This is a genomic window from Aeromicrobium sp. Leaf289 (assembly GCF_001423335.1).
Lineage (GTDB): Bacteria > Actinomycetota > Actinomycetes > Propionibacteriales > Nocardioidaceae > Aeromicrobium.
The window spans coordinates 402,584-420,970 of the sequence record NZ_LMNK01000004.1 but is presented as its reverse complement, the minus strand read 5'-3'; the positions used below and the strand labels follow the sequence as shown (position 1 = coordinate 420,970).

At 72.3% G+C, this 18,387-nt stretch carries 16 protein-coding genes and 1 riboswitch; all 16 genes read right to left on the bottom strand.

Annotation, left to right across the window (positions count from 1 at the left end; genetic code table 11):
* Positions 1 to 63 precede the first annotated feature (63 nt).
* Positions 64 to 194: riboswitch (FMN riboswitch) on the bottom strand.
* A 96-nt stretch (positions 195 to 290) separates the two neighbouring features.
* On the bottom strand, positions 291 to 956 hold the full coding sequence (gene rpe, locus ASF37_RS14585; RefSeq protein ID WP_056577576.1) for a ribulose-phosphate 3-epimerase: 666 nt from the start codon (positions 954 to 956) through the stop codon (positions 291 to 293).
* Positions 957 to 990: 34 nt separating this feature from the next.
* A complete protein-coding gene (locus ASF37_RS14580; protein WP_056581337.1) occupies positions 991 to 2,262 on the bottom strand; it encodes an RsmB/NOP family class I SAM-dependent RNA methyltransferase in 1,272 nt (423 codons plus the stop codon).
* A gap of 10 nt (positions 2,263 to 2,272) precedes the next feature.
* Positions 2,273 to 3,196 (bottom strand): methionyl-tRNA formyltransferase, encoded by a 924-nt coding sequence (gene fmt / locus ASF37_RS14575; protein ID WP_055970398.1) that lies wholly within the window; start codon positions 3,194 to 3,196, stop codon positions 2,273 to 2,275.
* 57 nt (positions 3,197 to 3,253) lie between these two features.
* A complete protein-coding gene (locus tag ASF37_RS14570) occupies positions 3,254 to 5,254 on the bottom strand; it encodes a primosome assembly protein PriA (protein ID WP_235500009.1) in 2,001 nt (666 codons plus the stop codon).
* 351 nt (positions 5,255 to 5,605) lie between these two features.
* The gene (gene metK / locus ASF37_RS14565) at positions 5,606 to 6,793 is read right to left on the bottom strand and encodes a methionine adenosyltransferase (protein ID WP_055970400.1); all 1,188 of its coding nucleotides are present in this window, start codon (positions 6,791 to 6,793) and stop codon (positions 5,606 to 5,608) included.
* Between the two features lie 94 nt (positions 6,794 to 6,887).
* Positions 6,888 to 8,141 carry a bifunctional phosphopantothenoylcysteine decarboxylase/phosphopantothenate--cysteine ligase CoaBC gene (coaBC, locus tag ASF37_RS14560; protein ID WP_056577565.1) on the bottom strand — a complete coding sequence of 418 codons (1,254 nt, stop codon included), beginning with the start codon at positions 8,139 to 8,141 and terminating at the stop codon, positions 6,888 to 6,890.
* Between the two features lie 10 nt (positions 8,142 to 8,151).
* A complete protein-coding gene (rpoZ, locus tag ASF37_RS14555) occupies positions 8,152 to 8,457 on the bottom strand; it encodes a DNA-directed RNA polymerase subunit omega (protein WP_056554994.1) in 306 nt (101 codons plus the stop codon).
* Complete coding sequence (gmk, locus tag ASF37_RS14550) at positions 8,454 to 9,092, bottom strand: guanylate kinase (protein ID WP_082480845.1); 639 nt, start codon at positions 9,090 to 9,092, stop codon at positions 8,454 to 8,456. The genes rpoZ and gmk overlap by 4 nt, the downstream gene beginning before the upstream one ends.
* Complete coding sequence (mihF, locus tag ASF37_RS14545; protein WP_055970407.1) at positions 9,082 to 9,405, bottom strand: integration host factor, actinobacterial type; 324 nt, start codon at positions 9,403 to 9,405, stop codon at positions 9,082 to 9,084. Before mihF ends, gmk begins: the two co-directional genes overlap by 11 nt.
* A gap of 61 nt (positions 9,406 to 9,466) precedes the next feature.
* Complete coding sequence (locus ASF37_RS14540) at positions 9,467 to 9,910, bottom strand: hypothetical protein (protein ID WP_056577562.1); 444 nt, start codon at positions 9,908 to 9,910, stop codon at positions 9,467 to 9,469.
* Positions 9,911 to 9,974: 64 nt separating this feature from the next.
* Positions 9,975 to 10,790 (bottom strand): orotidine-5'-phosphate decarboxylase, encoded by an 816-nt coding sequence (gene pyrF, locus ASF37_RS14535; RefSeq protein WP_082480856.1) that lies wholly within the window; start codon positions 10,788 to 10,790, stop codon positions 9,975 to 9,977.
* Positions 10,787 to 14,134 carry a carbamoyl-phosphate synthase large subunit gene (carB, locus tag ASF37_RS14530; protein ID WP_056581334.1) on the bottom strand — a complete coding sequence of 1,116 codons (3,348 nt, stop codon included), beginning with the start codon at positions 14,132 to 14,134 and terminating at the stop codon, positions 10,787 to 10,789. The genes pyrF and carB overlap by 4 nt, the downstream gene beginning before the upstream one ends.
* A complete protein-coding gene (carA, locus tag ASF37_RS14525; RefSeq protein WP_200931235.1) occupies positions 14,134 to 15,345 on the bottom strand; it encodes a glutamine-hydrolyzing carbamoyl-phosphate synthase small subunit in 1,212 nt (403 codons plus the stop codon). The genes carB and carA overlap by 1 nt, the downstream gene beginning before the upstream one ends.
* Positions 15,342 to 16,643 (bottom strand): dihydroorotase, encoded by a 1,302-nt coding sequence (locus tag ASF37_RS14520; protein ID WP_055970414.1) that lies wholly within the window; start codon positions 16,641 to 16,643, stop codon positions 15,342 to 15,344. The genes carA and ASF37_RS14520 overlap by 4 nt, the downstream gene beginning before the upstream one ends.
* Positions 16,640 to 17,605: an aspartate carbamoyltransferase catalytic subunit gene (locus tag ASF37_RS14515; RefSeq protein ID WP_055970416.1), complete on the bottom strand. Its 966-nt coding sequence runs from the start codon at positions 17,603 to 17,605 to the stop codon at positions 16,640 to 16,642. The genes ASF37_RS14520 and ASF37_RS14515 overlap by 4 nt, the downstream gene beginning before the upstream one ends.
* The gene (gene pyrR / locus ASF37_RS14510; RefSeq protein WP_055970418.1) at positions 17,602 to 18,195 is read right to left on the bottom strand and encodes a bifunctional pyr operon transcriptional regulator/uracil phosphoribosyltransferase PyrR; all 594 of its coding nucleotides are present in this window, start codon (positions 18,193 to 18,195) and stop codon (positions 17,602 to 17,604) included. Before pyrR ends, ASF37_RS14515 begins: the two co-directional genes overlap by 4 nt.
* Between the last annotated feature and the right edge of the window lie 192 nt (positions 18,196 to 18,387).

Below are 18,387 nucleotides of genomic sequence, written 5' to 3'. Positions count from 1 at the left end.
GGGCTCGCCGATCCGGGGTCGTCGGGTCGGGTGCACGGGTCCGCACGGACCCGGCGCCAGACCCCGCGTGTGCCTCTCATCCGGACTTTCACCGTCGGTACCGGAGTTCCACCGGTTCAACCGTCCTCCCGAAGGAGGGCGGGTCGCGGACTATGACCGCCGGCTCGGAATTGCACCGACCCCGGAACACGCGAGCTGTTGCTCGTACGGCGAAAGTGTAGCCGGGCGCACGAGAGCCTCGGCCGCCGTCTCCCGATGAGAGACCGGGACCACGTCCCGAGGCGTCCGACTCAGTGGCGGCAGGCGGAGTCGGCGAGCCCGCGCAGCGTCTCGACCATGGCGCCGGGGTCGTCGGCGCCGAACACCGCGGAGCCGGCGACGAAGGTGTCGGCACCGGCGTCGGCGCACCGCTCGATGGTCTCGACGGAGACCCCGCCGTCGACCTGCAGCCAGATCTCGCCGCCGGTGCGCTCGATGAGCTCACGCGTGCGGCGGATCTTCGGCAGGCACAGGTCGAGGAACTTCTGACCACCGAACCCGGGCTCGACGGTCATGACGAGCACCATGTCGAGCTCGGGGAGCAGATCGGCGTACGGCTCGATGGGGGTGGCCGGCTTGAGCGCCATGGACGCGCGGGCACCCTGCGCGCGGATCTCGCGGGCCAGGCGCACGGGCGCGTGCGCGGCCTCCACGTGGAAGGTGACGCTGCCCGCTCCGGCCTCCACGAACTGTGGTGCCCAGCGGTCGGGGTCGGCGATCATCAGGTGCGCGTCGATCGGCTGGGCGGAGGCCTTGCTGAGCGCCTCGATGACCGGTGCGCCGAGCGTCAGGTTGGGCACGAAGTGGTTGTCCATGACGTCCATGTGCAGCCAGTCGGCCGTCGGGATCCGTGCCGCCTCACCCGCCAGGTTCGCGAAGTCGGCGTTGAGCAGGCTCGGCGTGATCTGGATGGCCATGGCCGACAGCGTAGTGGCGCCCCGTTCCCGCCGGTCAGCGGCGGCGGAGGATCGCGAGGAACATCGCGTCGGTGCCGTCGCGGTGCGGCCACCAGCGGTGCACGGACTCGAGCGCGGCGACGCCGGGTCCCACCGACTCCACGACCTCAAGGGTCTCCTCCACCAGGGGCGAGCACGTGGCGTAGCCGACGACCCCGCCAGGACGCGTCAGCTCGACGGCACGCCGCAGCAGGTCGCGCTGCAGCGGCACGAGCGAGGCGAGGTCGTCGGGCGAGCGTCGCCAGCGCGACTCCGGACGTCGGCGCAGTGCGCCCAGCCCGGTGCAGGGTGCGTCCACGAGCACGCGGTCGAACGAACCGGGCTCCCACGGACCCTCACGGCCGTCGTGGACGGTGACGTCGACGTCGGGCAGGGCGCGCAGACCCTGCCGCACCAGCTCGGCCCGGTGCGGCTGGACCTCGTTGGCGACCAGGTGCGCACCTCGCTGTGCGGCGAGCGCCCCCAGGAGGGCCGCCTTGCCACCGGGTCCGGCGCAGAGGTCGAGCCACCGGGCGTCCGGTCCCTCGAGTGTCGCCTCCGCCACGGAGATCGCGACCATCTGAGACCCCTCGTCCTGCACACCGGCCAGGCCGTCCCGCACGGCGGCGACGTCGCCCGGGTCTCCCCCGTCGAGCACGCGCGCGTAGGGAGAGACCGAGCCGGGCCGCCCGGGCAGCCGCGCGGGGTCGACCAGACCGGGTCGAGCCACGAGCGTGACGCGAGGCGCGAGGTTGTCGGCCGCGAGCAGCTGCTCCAGCTCGTCGGCCGCGTCGACGGACCGCAGCGCGGTCCGCAGACCATCGACGATCCACGCCGGGTGGGAGTACCGCACGGCGAGCGCGTCGTCGCCGGCGCGACCCTGCACGAGGCGGTCGAGCCACGTGTCCAGGTCGTCGGCCGCGACCTTGCGCATGACCGCGTTCACCAGTCCGGCCGTCTTGTGCCCCACCACCCGTCGCACGAGGCTCACGCTCGTGGAGACGGCGGCGTGCGACGGGACCCGCATCGAGAGCGCCTGGTGGGCACCGAGCCGCAGCACGTCGCGCACCTCTGGGTCGAGAGGTCGGTCGACGAGGGAGTCGATCACGGCGTCGTAGGTGCCCCGCAGGCGCTGCGTGCCGTGGACCAGCTCGGTCGCGAACGCGGCGTCGCGCCCCTCGATGCGGCGTTCACGCAGCAGCTGCGGCAGCAGGAGGTTGACGTACGCGTCGCGCTCGTCGGCCGCCCGCAGCACGTCGTACGCGACGCCACGGGACGGGTCGCTCACGAGATCCTCCTCATGACAGCACCACGCCGGGCTCGATCGCCGTGCCGCGCGCCCAGTCAGCAGCCGACATGGCTCTCTTGCCGGTGGGCTGCACCTGACCGAGGACCACGTCGGTCGTGGCGGTGCCGACCCGCACCTCGTGCTTGCCGGCCTGCACCTGACCCGGCGCGAGGGTGTCCTCGGACGTCGGCGTGACCGGTCCGAGCTTGATCCGCTGGTCCCCCAGCACGGACCACGCGCCCGGAGCAGGAGTGCAGCCGCGGACCTGGCGATCGACCGCGAAGGCCGGGCGGGTCCAGTCGACGTGCGCATCGTCGGTGCTGAGCTTCGAGGCGTAGGAGACGCCGTCGTCGGGCTGCGACACCGCCGCGGCGTCACCGTCCTCGACGTGGTCGATCGCATCGACCAGCAGTCGGGCACCCTCGTGCGCGAGCCTGTCCAGGAGGGTCCCGGCGGTGTCGTCCTCGCGGATGCGCTCGGTGATCGTGCCGAGCACCGGTCCGGCGTCGAGCGCCTCGACGAGGCTGAAGACCGTGGCACCGGTGACCTCGTCGCCGGCCATGATCGAGCGCTGCACCGGTGCGGCACCACGCCAGGCGGGCAGCACCGAGAAGTGCAGGTTGAGCCAGCCGTACTCCGGGACGTCGAGCGCCTCGCGTCGCAGCAGCGCGCCGTACGCGACGATCGGGCAGCACGCCGGGCCGATCTCGCGCAGGCGGTCGAGGAAGGCCGGGTCGTCGGCACGAGCGGGCTTCAGCACCTCGATCCCGAGCTCCTCGGCGCGGGCCGCGACGGGCGAGGGATGCAGGGTGCGGCCCCTGCCCTGGCGGGCGTCGGGGCGGGTGATCACCGCCGCCACGTCGTGCCGGCTCTCGACCAGCGCCTCCAACGAGGGCAGGGCGGTCTCGGGGGTACCTGCGAACACGATCCTCACGTCGGCCGAGTCTAGGGCGTGCGCCCACGCCGGCCGTGCGGGCAGGACGTGCCGGGGTCAGAAGGCGTGCGGATCGATCCTGACCCGCAGGGGCGGGAGCTTGGCCGCCGAGCGCGCGGACTGCAGGTCCTTCAGGGCCGCCGCCAGCGCGGGGCCGTCGCGGCGCGGTGTGCGCAGCACCAGTCGGTCATGCTCCGGCTCCCCCGGCCGCGTCGGCACCGGGACCGGGCCCAGCACCTCGGTGGCTCCGGGCCAGGACCTGGACGCGAGCTCGGCGACGACGTCGGCCGGCGCCTCGACCACCGCGACGCGCGCGACCGGGGGCAGGTGCGCCTCGGCGCGCTCGGCCAGCTCGCGCTCGGCCAGGCCGGCGGGGTCGGCGCGGACGAGACCCTGCAGCGTGGCCGGGTCGCCCACCGCCACCGCCGCGGCGCGCTCGCGCGCGAGCGCCAGGGCGTTGAACCACCGCCGGTGCGCCTCCTCGCCGACCCGCAGGTCGTCGCGGCCCAGCGCCAGCCAGGTGTCCATGAGCACCACGAGCGCGTACCCGCCCTCGACGCGCGGCTCGGCACCCGGCGTGGCGAGGACGAGCACGTCGCCGGGCGGTGCCTCGGCCAGGACGTCGGCACCCCCGGAGGTGACGACCGCACGGTCGGGGAAGGCCGCCGCGTACTCCTCCGCCGTCCGCAGCTGGCCGACGACGGGGGCGCGCAGCCGGGCGGAGCCGCACGTCGGGCACGTCCATCGGGGGGCCTCGGTGCCACACCACCGGCAGGCCACGGTGGCACCGCGACCGCCCTGCGCGAGCGGGCCGTCGCAGGCCGCGCAGCGGGCCGGGGTCCGGCAGTCCTGGCAGCTCAACGACGTGCGGTACCCCCGACGCGGCACCTGGACCAGCACCGGGCCGTCGGCGCGGCGCACCGCGGTGAAGACCTGGTGCGGCAGGCGTGCCGGCGCGCCACCGGCCACGCTGCCGTCGGTGACGTCGAGACGTGGCCACGCACGGCGTCGGGTGACGGCCTCGGCCCGCATCGACCGCGCCCAGCCGGAGCCGACGAGCGACTGCGCCTCGGCCGTGCGTGCGTAGCCGCCGACCAGCACCGCGGCGTCCTCGCGCACGGCCCGGGTGAGCAGGACCTCGCGGGCATGCAGGTACGGCGCCCGAGGCTCCGCGTAGAGGTCGTCACCGTCGTCCCAGACGGTCACGAGACCCAGGTCGTGCACGGGCGCGAACGCGGCGGCTCGCGTGCCCAGCACGATCGACACCTCGCCCCGCGCCACGGCGAGGAACGACCGGTAGCGCTCGGCCGGCTTCTGGCCCGACGAGAGCACCACGTGGCGCCCGTGGCCGAGGACCGACGTGAGTGCCGCGTCCCAGTGGTCGAGCTCGCGCGCGTCGGGCACGCAGACCACCGTCCCCCGCCCCGACCGCAGGGTGGCGAGAGCGGCCTGCGCGACCGCGACGGCGGGGTCGCGCAGGGGCAGCGCCTCCCACACCACACGGGGAGAGGTGCCCGACTCCAGCGCGCCGAGGAAGCCCGGTCCGTCCGGCCAGAGGTGCCAGACCTCGTCGTCGACGCCCGGGAGGTCGTCGTCCGGACGCGGCACCGAGGGACGGGCCTCGACCTTGGCCTGGCGCGGTGGCACCGCCAGCCGCAGCACGTCCGACAGCGTGCCGGCCCAGCGGTCGGCCACCTCGCGGGCCAGTCCCAGCACCTCGGCACTCAGCACGGGCTCGGCCGAGACGACCTTGGTGAGCGGCGCGAGACGTCCCTCGTGGGCGGTCGTCTCCCCCAGGCCGACGACGTAGCCGTCGGTCGCGCGCCCGGCGAAGCGGACCTTGACCCGGCACCCGGGGACGGGCTGCGGATCGAGCTCGGGCGGGACCGCGTAGTCGAACAGCCGGTCCAGGTGCGGCAACGGGGTGTCGACCGCCACCCGCGCGATGCGGACCGGCGCGACCTCGCCCGACCGCTCGTCGACACCCTCCTCGAGGAGCACCGGCGGCGGCACGGGCTCGGGAGCCGCGAGGAGCTCGAGCTGGTCGCCGGTGGTCACGCGGACTGTCTACCAGGCGGTCCGGACGGTGGGCCCGGGGTCCGGCTGCGTCAGCGGTAGGTGGCCCGCGCTACCGGAGCCCCCAGAGGTAGGCCACCCGCGGATAGCGGCGTCGTGTCCGCGGGTGTCCTACTTGGACCCCCGACGTGACGCGGGCCACCTACCCCTCACCCGACGAAGCCCCGAGAACCCGGCCCCGCGCGCACCCGGATCCCCGTTCGAGGCCCTCGCGCGACCCACCACCAGGAGAGGCCGAGAGAAGCAGTCGCAGGCCGAGATCGCGCCGGGGTCACGCCGCACGCACGACCGCCCGCCACCCACGAGGGGCGACGGGCGGTCGAGGGACGCAGGTCAGGCGTGCGCGGCGGCCTTCAGGGCCTCGGCGCGGCCGGTGTCCTCCCACGGGAGGCCGGGGCGGCCGAAGTGGCCGTACGCGGCGGTCTGCGCGTAGATCGGGCGCAGCAGGTCGAGGTCGCGGACGATCGCGCCGGGACGCAGGTCGAAGACCTCGAGCACGGCCTCGCGGATCTTGTCGACCGGGACCGTCTCGGTGCCGTAGGTGTCGACGTAGAAGCCGACCGGGTGCGCCACGCCGATCGCGTACGCGACCTGCACCTCGGCCTTGGTGGCCAGGCCGGCGGCCACGATGTTCTTGGCGACCCAGCGCATCGCGTAGGCAGCGGAGCGGTCGACCTTGCTCGGGTCCTTGCCGGAGAACGCGCCGCCGCCGTGGCGGGCGTAGCCACCGTAGGTGTCGACGATGATCTTGCGACCCGTCAGGCCGACGTCGCCCATGGGGCCGCCGATGACGAACCGGCCAGTCGGGTTCACGTGCAGCTTGTAGTCGCTGGAGTCGATGTCGTACTGCGCGAGCACAGCGTCGATGACGTGCTTCTTGATGTCGCCGCGGAGCTGGCCGTCGAGGTCGATGCCCTCCTCGTGCTGGGTGGACACCACGATGGCCTCGACGCGCTTGGGCTTGTCGTCGTCGCCGTACTCGATGGTCACCTGCGTCTTGCCGTCGGCGCGCAGGTAGGGCAGCGTGCCGTCCTTGCGGACCGCCGTGAGCTGCTCGGCGAGGCGGTGCGCGATCGTGATCGGCAGCGGCATCAGCTCGGGGGTCTCGTCGATCGCGAACCCGAACATCAGGCCCTGGTCGCCAGCGCCCTGGAGGTCGAGCGGGTCGACCGAGCCGTCGGCGCGGTTCTCGAACGCGGCGTCGACGCCCTGGGCGATGTCGGCGCTCTGCGCGTCGAGCGTCACCTGCACGGCGCAGGACTCACCGTCGAAGCCCTTGACGGAGGAGTCGTAGCCGATCTCGAGCACGCGGTCGCGGGCGATTCGCGCGATGTCCACGTAGGCCTCGGTCGTGACCTCGCCGCCGACCAGCACCAGGCCGGTCGTCACGTAGGTCTCGCACGCCACGCGGCTCTTGGGGTCCTCGGCGAGCAGCGCGTCGAGCACGCTGTCGCTGATCTGGTCGGCGATCTTGTCGGGGTGGCCCTCGGTCACCGACTCGGACGTGAAGAAGCGGCTCACTCGATCTCTCCTGATGGGGTGGGGTGCGCGTACGGTGCGCCGGCGGATGCCGGGACGCGTGCGACAGGTGGTTCCTCGGGGAGTGTAACGACGCTCAGGCCGTGACGTTCCGCCGTCCCGAGCGGCGGACGACCTCGTCCCACACGGCGTGCGCCAGGGCGCTCTTCGGACCGCGCGGCACGGCGACCTCGGCACCGTCGGAGCCGAGGATGACGGCCTCGTTGTCCTCCTGGCCGAACACCTGGCCGTCGCTGACGTCGTTGACCACCAGCAGCTCGCAGCCCTTGCGCTCGAGCTTGGCCCGGGCGTGGTCGGCCACGCTCCCGTCGGCGTCGCCGGTCTCGGCGGCGAAGCCGACGACGAACGGGGTCGCGTCACCGGCGCGGTCGCGCACCAGCCCGGCGAGGATGTCGGGGTTCTCGACGAGCTCGATGACGGGCGTGCGGCCGTCGTCGCGCTTCTTGATCTTGTGGCCCGACACGTCGGCGGGCCGGAAGTCGGCGGGCGCGGCGGCCATGACCACGACGTCGGCGGACCGGGCCGCGTCGACCACGGCGGCCTGCAGCTCCGCGGTGGTGACGACCTCGACGACGTCGACCCCCGCCGGCAACGGCACCGACACGTTGGCGGCGACCAGCCGCACGGTGGCGCCCCGAGCCAGCGCGGCCTGGGCGATCGCGACGCCCTGGCGCCCGGACGAACGGTTGCCCAGGTAGCGGACCGGGTCGAGGAACTCGCGGGTTCCCCCTGCGGAGACGACGACGTGCAGGCCGGCGAGGTCCTGGGTGGGCGCGTCGAGCAGGGCTCGACAGGCCGCGAACAGCTCGTCGGGCTCGGGAAGCCGACCCTTGCCGGTGTCGCTGCCGGTGAGCCGACCGGCGGCGGGCTCGATCACCACGACGCCGCGCGAGCGCAGCGTCTCGACGTTGGCCTGGGTGGCGGCGTGCTCCCACATCTCGGTGTGCATGGCCGGGGCCAGCACCACGGGGCAGCGCGCCGTGAGCAGCGTGTTGGTGAGCAGGTCGTCGGCCAGGCCGTGGGCGGCCTTGGCCAGGAGGTCGGCCGTGGCGGGTGCCACCACGACGAGGTCGGCCTGCTGGCCGAGCCGCACGTGGGGCACCTCGTGGACGTCGGCGAACACCTCCGTGGACACGGGCTGCCCGCTGAGCGCCTCCCACGTGGGGGCACCCACGAACTGCAGCGCGGACCGAGTGGGCACGACGCGCACGTCGTGACCGGACTCGGTGAACAGGCGCAGCAACGAGGCCGCCTTGTAGGCGGCGATGCCGCCGGCGACGCCGAGCACGACGCGAGGTCGGTCCGGCCCCCCGGCCGCGGGATCCGTCATGAGCGGGCGCTCAGGCCTTCTCGGGCTTGACCGTCCCGGTGCTGTTGGCCTCGGAGCCGTCGATGTCCTCGGCGGTCAGGAGACCGGCGTTGATCTCGCGCAGGGCGATGGACAGCGGCTTCTCCTGGACCTCGGTCTCGAGGAGGGGGCCGACGTACTCGAGCAGGCCCTCGCCGAGCTGGGAGTAGTAGGCGTTGATCTGCCGCGCACGCTTGGCGCTGTAGAGCACCAGCTTGTACTTGGAGTCGGCCTTGTCGAGCAGGTCGTCGATGGGCGGGTTCGTGATGCCCTCGGCCACGGAACGCGTGCTGGTCACTGTGCCTCGCTGTGATGGATGGCGGAAGAAGTCTGGTCCGGACTCGCGGCGTCGTTCTGGCGCGGGCCCTCGAACAAGCCTATCAACTCCCGGCACGCGGCCGGGACGTCGGTGTTGACGATCGTGACGTCGAACTCGCTCTCGGCCGCCAGCTCCTCGTGCGCGGTGCGCAGTCGACGTTCGCGTTCCTCGGGTCCTTCGGTGCCCCGTCCCAGCAGCCGACGCTCCAGCTCCTCGAACGACGGGGGCGCCAGGAAGCACATCAGCGCCTCCGGCATGGCCTCACGGACCTGGCGCGCACCCTGGAGGTCCAGCTCGAGCAGGGCCGGCTTCCCGGCGCTCAGTCGCTGCTCCACGGGCTCGCGGGGCGTGCCGTACCGATGGCGACCGTGCACCACGGCCCACTCCAGCAGGCCGTCGGTCTCGACGAGGCGGTCGAACTCGGCCTCGCTCACGAAGTGGTAGTGCATCCCGTCCTGCTCGCCCGGCCGCGGTGGGCGGGTCGTGGCGGAGACGGAGATCCAGATGTCGGGCCGCTCGCGACGGACGCAGGCCGCCACGGTGCCCTTGCCGACCGCCGTCGGCCCGGCCAGCACCACGAGCCTGGAACGGGCAGGGGAACCGTCAGCGCTCACGGCTGCCGAACTCGCGCAGGAGTGCCTGCACCTGGTTGACGCCGAGGCCTCGGAGCCGACGGCTGTCGGCGATGCCGATGCGGTCCATGATCTCGCGGGCGCGGACCTTGCCGACGCCGGGCATCGACTGCAGCAGGTCGCTGACCCTCAGCTTGGCGATCACGTCGTCCACCCGCGACTCGGCGATCACGTCGGCGAGACTGGCACCGGAGTGCTTGAGCCGGTTCTTGACCTCGGCGCGCACCTGGCGGGCCTGTGCCGCCTTCGCGAGCGCGGCCTGCCGCTGCTCGGGTGTCAGCTGTGGGAGGGCCACGATGGTCTACCTCTCTCCTGCCGGACGCCTGCGCGCCACGACGTCGATGGATGCGGGGCGATCACTTCAGGGTGATCTCGCACTCGGTCTTGGCGTTCTTGACCACCGCGGTGCGCTGGTCGGCCGTGGCGTTGAACGCCTCGTAGGCGTCGTTCAGGGTCTTGAGCTGCGCGTCGTCGAGCTCGGCCACGACCTTCTCGTCGCGCATGTCCTCGAGCGGCAGGCCGACCTCCTTCTGCGCGGCGAGCACGCCGTCGGTCACCTTGGCCAGGGTCGTCCAGTCGTCCTTGACGCCCGCGGGCGCGTCCTTGGCGATGCTCTTGAAGGTCTTGGAGTAGGAGGTGTACGCCGCGTCGGTCCGCGTCTTGCCGAACGAGTTGAGGGTGTCGGCGTTCTTCTCCACGGCCCCGCAGTAGGGGCTCTGCCCACCACAGCCCGCCAGCAGGACACCGGCCAGGGTCGCCGCCACGGCGGTCGCGGCGTGCTTCACGCGAGGGCGCGTCATGCAGGTCTCCTCGGATCGATGCGGGTGCTCTGACCAGCGCAGACGCGCGGTGGTCAGGGTGAGCCTACAACTGCAGGGACTCGTTCACGGCGACGGCCGCAGCGCGCAGCGCGTCGACGTCGGGACCGGCCGACAGCACCTGCCGCGAGGTGGACGGCAGCACCAGGTGCGCGACGTCGCCGAAGATCCGGCGCAGGTCGTCGACGGTGCCGCCCTGGCTGCCGAAGCCGGGCGCGAGGAGCGGCCCGTTGACGTCGAGGTCCTCGTCGGTCTCGCCGATCGTCGCGCCGACGACGGCGCCGTAGGACCCCATCGGGGTGGCACCCTCGTTGGCGGCACGCAGGGCGGCCAGCACGTCACCGGCGACGGTCCGACCGGAGGCCGAGGCGGCGTGCTGGACCTCGGGACCCTCGGGGTTGGAGGTCAGCGCCAGCACGAAGACGCCGGCGTCGTTCTTCTCGGCCACGTCGAGGAAGGGCCTGAGCGAGCCGAAGCCGAGGTACGGGCTCACGGTCACGGCGTCGGCGGCCATGGGGCTGTCCTCGTCGAGGTACGCGTCGGCGTAGGCCTCGGCGGTGGAGCCGATGTCGCCACGCTTGACGTCGAGGATCGTGAGGGTGCCGGTGTGCCGCAGGTCCTGCAGCGTGCGCTCGAGGATCGCCACGCCCCGTGCGCCGAACCGCTCGAAGAACGCCGACTGCGGCTTGACGAAGCCCACCTGGCCCGCGAACGCCTCCACGCAGGCGGCCGCGAACCGGTCGAGGCCCTCGAGGGTGTCCCCCACGCCCCACGCCTCGAGCAGCGCCCCGTGCGGATCGATGCCGATGCAGGCGGGACCGTAGGCGTCCATCGCGGCGCGGGCGCGGGAACCGAAGCTCACGAGGCGCCCCCCGACGTCGCGGGCGCGGCCGGCTCGAACCGTTCGGCCCACTCCTGGAGCGACCGGACGCCCACCCGCTGCTCGCGCAGCGCCTCGATGCCCTGCACCGCGGCGGCGAGGCCCTGCACCGTCGTGATGCACGGGATGCCCTCGGCCACGGCGGCCGTGCGGATCTCGTACCCGTCGACACGTGCGTTCGCCCCACCGGAGATGCCGTGCGGGGTGTTGATGATGAGGTCGACGTCCTGGTCGCGGATCTTGTCGACGATCGTCGACGGCTCCTGGCCCGGGAGCGGCTCCTCCTGCAGCTTGCGGATGACCGTGGCCTTCACGCCGTTGCGGGCGAGCACCACGGCCGTCCCGCTCGTGGCCAGGATCTCGAAGCCGAGGTCGGCCAGTCGCTTGATCGGGAAGATCATGTGCCGCTTGTCGCGGTTGGCCACCGACACGAACACCTTGCCCGACGTCGGCAGGCCGTTCTGCGCACCCGCCTGGCTCTTGGCGTAGGCGGTGCCGAACGTCGTGTCGAAGCCCATGACCTCACCGGTGGAGCGCATCTCCGGGCCGAGCAGGGTGTCGACGTACGTGCCCTCGTAGGTCCGGAACCGGTTGAAGGGCATCACGGCCTCCTTGACCGCGATGGGCGCGTCGTCCGGCAGCCGTCCGCCGTCGCGGTCGGTCGGGAGCAGGCCCTCGGCGCGCAGGTCGGCGATGCTCTCCCCCAGCATGACCCGCGCCGCGGCCTTCGCGAGCGGCGTCGCCGTGGCCTTGGACACGAACGGCACCGTGCGGCTCGCCCGCGGGTTGGCCTCGATGACGTAGAGGATGTCCGACGACAGCGCGAACTGGATGTTCACCAGGCCGCGCACGCCGACGCCGCGGGCGATGGCCTCGGTGGCCTCGCGGATGCGGTCGATCTCCAGGTTGCCGAGCGTGATCGGCGGCAGGGCGCACGCCGAGTCACCGGAGTGCACGCCGGCCTCCTCGATGTGCTCCATCACGCCGCCGAGGAACAGCTCGGTGCCGTCGTACAGTGCGTCGACGTCGATCTCGATGGCGTCGTCGAGGAAGCGGTCGACGAGCACCGGGCGCTCGGGGGTGATCTCCGTGGCCCGGGTGATGTAGTCGCCGAGCGTCTGCTCGTCGTACACGATCTCCATGCCTCGACCGCCGAGCACGTACGACGGACGCACCAGCACGGGGTAGCCGATCTCGTCGGCGATCTGCTTCGCGTGGTCGAACGTGGTGGCCATGCCGCTCTTGGGAGCCACGAGCCCGGCGGCGTCGAGCACCTGGCCGAACGCACCCCGCTCCTCGGCGAGGTCGATGGCCGACGGCTGCGTGCCGACGATGGTGACTCCCGCCTCCTCCAGCCCGGCGGCGAGGCCCAGGGGGGTCTGTCCACCCAGCTGGACGATGACGCCGGCGACCGGGCCGGCCTGCTCCTCGGCGTGCACGACCTCCAGCACGTCCTCGAGCGTGAGCGGCTCGAAGTAGAGCCGGTCGGCCGTGTCGTAGTCCGTCGACACGGTCTCGGGGTTGCAGTTGACCATGATCGTCTCGTAGCCGACCGCGCTCAGGGCCTGCACCGCGTGCACGCAGGAGTAGTCGAACTCGATGCCCTGGCCGATGCGGTTCGGGCCGCTGCCGAGCACCAGGACGGCCGGCTTCTCGCGCGGCTCGACCTCGGTCTCCTCGTCGTAGGAGGAGTAGTGGTACGGCGTCCTCGCCGCGAACTCCGCGGCGCACGTGTCGACCGTCTTGTAGACCGGCCGCACGCCCAGGGCGTGGCGCACCCCGCGCACGACGTCGGCGGACATGCCGCGGATGCGACCGATCTGCCGGTCCGAGAAGCCGTGCCGCTTGGCGCGACGCAGCAGCACGGGCGACAGCTCGGCGGCGGCGATGAGGTCGGTCGCGACCTCGTTGATGAGGGCCAGCTGGTCCACGAACCACGGGTCGATGCTCGTGGCCTCGAACACCTCGTCGGGCGTGGCGCCCGCGCGGATGGCGTCCATGACCTTCTTGAGCCGACCGTCGTGCGGGCGACCGATCTCCTCGAGCAGCGCGTCCTTGTCGAGCTCGACCCACTCCTTGGTCCAGTCGAACTCCGCGTCGGGGCGCTCGAGCGACCGCAGGGCCTTCTGGAGCGCCTCGGTGAAGCTGCGACCGATCGCCATCGCCTCGCCGACGGACTTCATGTGCGTGGTGAGGGTGGAGTCGGCGGCCGGGAACTTCTCGAACGCGAAGCGCGGGACCTTGACGACCACGTAGTCGAGCGTCGGCTCGAAGGACGCGGGCGTGACGCGGGTGATGTCGTTGGGGATCTCGTCGAGCGTGTAGCCGATGGCCACCTTGGCCGCGATCTTGGCGATCGGGAAGCCGGTGGCCTTCGACGCCAGCGCCGACGACCGCGAGACGCGCGGGTTCATCTCGATGACGACGATGCGTCCGGTGGCCGGGTCGACGGCGAACTGGATGTTGCAGCCGCCGGTGTCGACGCCGACCTCGCGGATGACGCCGAGGGAGATGTCGCGCAGGCGCTGGTACTCCACGTCGGTGAGCGTGAGCGCGGGAGCGACGGTGATCGAGTCGCCCGTGTGCACGCCGACCGGGTCGAAGTTCTCGATGGAGCACACGATCACCACGTTGTCGGCGGTGTCGCGCATGACCTCGAGCTCGTACTCCTTCCAGCCGAGGATCGACTCCTCCAGGAGCACCTCGGTGGTGGGGCTGAGCGCGAGGCCGGAGCCGGCGATGCGGTGCAGGTCCTCCTCGTCGTACGCCAGGCCCGAGCCCGACCCGCCCATGGTGAAGGACGGCCGGACGACGACGGGGTAGCCGCCGAGGTCGTCGACTCCGGCGAGGCACTCGTCCATGGTGTGGCAGATGACCGAGCGGGCCACCTCGGCACCCCACTCCTTCGGCAGGTCCTCGACGATCTTCTTGAAGGACTCACGGTTCTCGCCCTTCTCGATCGCCTCGACCGAGGCGCCGATCAGCTCCACGTCGTACTTGCGCAGGACGCCGGCCTTGTCGAGGGCGATGGCGGCGTTGAGCGCCGTCTGCCCGCCCAGGGTCGCGAGCAGGGCGTCGGGACGCTCCTTGGCGATGACCTTCTCCACGAACTCCGGCGTGATCGGCTCGACGTAGGTGGCGTCGGCGAACTCCGGGTCCGTCATGATCGTGGCCGGGTTGGAGTTGACCAGGATGACCCGGATCCCCTCCTCGCGGAGCACGCGGCAGGCCTGCGTGCCGGAGTAGTCGAACTCGCAGGCCTGACCGATGACGATCGGGCCGGAGCCGATCACGAGGATCGACGAGATGTCGGTGCGCTTGGGCATCAGGCGCCGTCCTTCCCAGGAGTGGTGGAGTCGCTGCCGGTGTGCCCGGGTGCGTGGTCGGCCATGAGCTGGACGAACCGGTCGAAGAGGTACGCCGCGTCGTGCGGCCCGGCGGCCGCCTCGGGGTGGTACTGGACGCTGAAGGCCGGGCCGTCGACGAGCGCGACGCCCTCGACCACCTGGTCGTTCAGGCCGACGTGGGTCACGTGCGCGTCGCCGTAGGGCGTCTCGAAGGTGCCCTCGAGCGGGGCGTCGACCGCGAAGCCGTGGTTCTGGCTCGTGATCTCGACCTTGCCGGTGGTGCGGTCCTGCACGGGCTGGTTGATGCCGCGGTGGCCGTACTTGAGCTTGTACGTGCCGCGACCGAGGGCGCGGCCGAGCATCTGGTTGCCCAGGCAGATCCCGAAGTAGGGGATGCGGCGCTCGAGCACCTCGCGCAGGACCCCCACGACGTGGTCGGCCGTGGCAGGGTCGCCCGGACCGTTGGACATGAACACCCCGTCGGGTCCCACGGCCAGCACGTCCTCGATGGTGGAGGAGGCCGGCAGCACGTGCACCTCGATGCCGCGCTCGGCCATGCGTCGGGGCGTCATGCCCTTGATGCCGAGGTCGATCGCGGCCACGGTGAAGCGCTTCTCCCCCACGGCCTCCACCACGTACGGCTCGGGCGTGGTGACGTCGTCGAGGAAGCTCGAGCCCTCCATCGACGGGGCCGCCTGGACGAGGGCGAGGAGCGCGTCGACCGAGCCGCCCGTGTGCTGGGGCTCGGTGCTGATCGCGGCGCGCATGGAACCGCGCTCGCGCAGGTGGCGGGTGAGGGCGCGGGTGTCGACACCGCTGATGCCCACGACGCCCTGCTCGCCGAGCAGGTCGTCGAGCGAGCGGTTGGACCGCCAGCTGCTGCGGACACGGGAGGGGTCGCGCACCACGTAGCCGTCGACCCACACGCGACGGGACTCGAAGTCCTCGTCGTTGACGCCCGTGTTGCCGATGTGCGGGGCGGTCATGACGACGACCTGGCCGCGGTACGAGGGATCGGTCAACGTCTCCTGGTAGCCGGTCATGCCGGTGGCGAACACGATCTCGGCGATCGTGGTGCCCTCCGCGCCGAACGACTCGCCACGGAAAGTGCGACCGTCCTCGAGGACGAGCACGGCAGCAACGGGCGCACGGCGCGCCCCGCTCGGTCGGGTGGTGGACATCTGGGTCATGCGTGCACTCCTTCGGTCAGCTCGCCGGACAGGACGGTGGGGACGCCGCGCAGGAACGTGGCGACCACGCGGCCGGGCAGCTCGCGCCCGGCGTAGGGGGTGTTGCGTGACAGCGACGCGGTGTCCCCGGGCACCACGGTGCGGGTGGCTGCGGGGTCGTAGAGCACGACGTTGGCCGGCTCGCCCACGGCGAGCGGGCGGCCGTGCTCGCGCACGCGGCCGATGCGAGCCGGACGCGCCGAGAGCACCTCGGCGACCTGCTCCCAGGAGAGGGCGCCGGTGTCGACCATCGACTCCTGCACGATGGACAGCGCGGTCTCCAGGCCGATCATCCCGAAGGCGGCGGCAGACCACTCGCACTCCTTGTCCTCCATGGGATGGGGTGCGTGGTCGGTGGCGACGATGTCGATCGTGCCGTCGGCGAGACCCTCGCGCACGGCTGCCACGTCGTCGGCGGTGCGCAGCGGCGGGTTGACCTTGAAGATCGGGTCGTAGCTGCGCACGAGGTCGTCGGTGAGCAGCAGGTGGTGCGGCGTGACCTCGGCGGTCACGTCGATGCCGCGGCTCTTGGCCCAGCGGACGATCTCGACCGACCCGCGGGTGGACAGGTGGCAGACGTGCAGCCGCGAGCCGACGTGCTCGGCCAGCAGCACGTCGCGGGCGATGATCGCCTCCTCCGCCACGGCGGGCCAGCCGACGAGGCCGAGCTCGCCTGACAGCGCGCCCTCGTTCATCTGGGCGCCCTCGGTGAGCCGCGGCTCCTGCGCGTGCTGGGCGACCACGCCGTCGAAGGCCTTGACGTACTCCAGCGCGCGGCGCATCAGGACGGCGTCGGACACGCAGATGCCGTCGTCGGAGAACACCCGGACGCCGGCGGCGGAGTCGGCCATGGCGCCCAGCTCCGCGAGTCGTTCGCCCTTGAGGCCCACGGTAACGGCGCCGACGGGCTGGACGTCGCAGAAGCCGCCCTCGCGGCCGAGCCGCCAGACCTGCTCGACCACGCCGGCCGTGTCGGCGACGGGCGAGGTGTTGGCCATGGCGTGCACGCAGGTGAAGCCGCCGCGTGCTGCCGACTGCGTGCCGGTGAGCACCGTCTCGGCGTCCTCACGGCCGGGCTCGCGCAGGTGGGTGTGCAGGTCGACGAGACCGGGCAGGGCCACGAGGCCCTCGGCGTCGACCACGACGGCCCCGTCATCGTCGAGGTCGGGACCGATCTCGACGATGACGCCGTCGCGCAGCAGCAGGTCGACGGGGTCGCCGCCCAGCGGACGGGCGTCTCGCAGGAGGTAGGAGGTCATGCCGTTCCTTCGTTCTGGTTCTGGGAGCCGCCGAGCAGCAGGTACAGGACGGCCATGCGGACGGCGACGCCGTTCGTGACCTGCTCGACGATGACGGAGCGGCCGGAGTCGGCGACGTCGGCACTGATCTCCATGCCGCGGTTCATGGGGCCGGGGTGCATGACGATCCCGTGGTCGGGCAGTCGGTTCATGCGGGCGACGTCGAGACCGTAGCGACGGCTGTACTCGCGGGCGCTCGGGAAGTAGGCGTCGTTCATCCGCTCCCCCTGGACCCGCAGCATCATGAGCGCGTCGGTGCCCTCGAGGGTCTCGTCGAGGTCGTAGGAGGTCTCGACCGGCCAGGTGTCGACGCCGACGGGCAGCAGCGTGGGCGGCGCGACGAGCGTGACGTGCGCGCCGAGCGTGTGCAGCAGCAGGGCGTTGGACCGCGCCACCCGGCTGTGCAGCACGTCGCCGACGATGGTGACGCGCTTGCCGGACAGGTCGGCGCCGGTTCCGTTCGCCGCATCGTCGGTCAGGTGGCGGCGCATGGTGAACGCGTCGAGCAGAGCCTGGGTGGGGTGCTCGTGCGTGCCGTCGCCGGCGTTGACCACCGCGCCCTTCGTCCATGCCTCGTGCGCGAGCCGGTGCGGGGCACCCGACGCGCCGTGCCGGACGACCACGGCGTCGGCGCCCATCGCCTGGAGCGTGAGCGCGGTGTCCTTCAGGCCTTCGCCCTTGGAGGCGCTGGACCCCTTGGCGGAGAAGTTGATGACGTCGGCGGAGAGCCGCTTGGCTGCCGCCTCGAAGCTGATGCGCGTGCGCGTGGAGTCCTCGAAGAAGAGGTTGACCACGGTGCGTCCGCGCAGCGTGGGCAGCTTCTTGATCGGGCGCTGCGCCACTCCGAGGAGCTCCTCGGCGGTGTCGAGGACGTGCACCGCCTCGTCACGGTCGAGGTCGCCGGCGCTGAGCAGGTGCTTCATGCCGCGCCTCCCTCGATGGAGACGGCGTCGGGCCGGTCGTCGGCCTCCGCGAGGCGCACGCGCACCTTCTCGGTGAGCGACGTCGGCAGGTTCTTGCCCACGAAGTCGGCGCGGATCGGCAGCTCACGGTGACCACGGTCGACGAGGACGGCGAGCTGCACCGCCTTGGGGCGGCCGAGGTCCGCGAGCGCGTCGAGCGCGGCGCGGATGGTGCGACCGCTCATCAGCACGTCGTCGACGAGGACCACGGTGCGGCCGTCGACGTCGTCGGGGATGTCGGTGTGCTCCAGCGACCGGACGGGGCCGCTGTGCAGGTCGTCGCGATACATCGTGATGTCGAGCGCGCCTGCGTTGATGGAGCGCCCCTCCACCTCGCTCATGCGGGCGGCGATGCGCTTCGCGAGCGGCACGCCACGGGTGGGGATGCCGAGGATCACGAGACCGTCGGCGTCGCGGTTGCGCTCGAGGATCTCGTGCGTGATCCGGGTGAGAGCCCGGGAGATGTCGGTCTCGTCGAGGACGGTGCGCCCCACGTCGGAGGGGGTGGCTGCACGAGCGTCAGGACCGGATGTGCCGTCGGGCACGACCATGTCTGACCTCCTTCTCCGCCTCACGGGACGGTGGTTAAAGGATGTCGGGTGGAACGTGTCCGAGCCTAGCAGCGAGCACTCCCCCCTCGAGCACGACCCGTCGCCACCCGGACCCCGAGCGCGCAGTCGGGGTTGGACGAACACTTCTCCTTCTGCGCGGACTGCGTCGACGGTCTCGACGCACGATTGGAG

Bases quoted from the DNA above. Each gene is read 5' to 3' on its own strand.
- carA (WP_200931235.1), bottom strand. From the start codon at position 15,345: ATGACCCAGATGTCCACCACCCGACCGAGCGGGGCGCGCCGTGCGCCC.
- ASF37_RS14540 (WP_056577562.1), bottom strand. From the start codon at position 9,910: ATGACGCGCCCTCGCGTGAAGCACGCCGCGACCGCCGTGGCGGCGACC.
- pyrR (WP_055970418.1), bottom strand. From the start codon at position 18,195: ATGGTCGTGCCCGACGGCACATCCGGTCCTGACGCTCGTGCAGCCACC.
- carB (WP_056581334.1), bottom strand. From the start codon at position 14,134: ATGCCCAAGCGCACCGACATCTCGTCGATCCTCGTGATCGGCTCCGGC.
- coaBC (WP_056577565.1), bottom strand. From the start codon at position 8,141: ATGACGGATCCCGCGGCCGGGGGGCCGGACCGACCTCGCGTCGTGCTC.
- ASF37_RS14520 (WP_055970414.1), bottom strand. From the start codon at position 16,643: ATGACCTCCTACCTCCTGCGAGACGCCCGTCCGCTGGGCGGCGACCCC.
- ASF37_RS14515 (WP_055970416.1), bottom strand. From the start codon at position 17,605: ATGAAGCACCTGCTCAGCGCCGGCGACCTCGACCGTGACGAGGCGGTG.
- rpe (WP_056577576.1), bottom strand. From the start codon at position 956: ATGGCCATCCAGATCACGCCGAGCCTGCTCAACGCCGACTTCGCGAAC.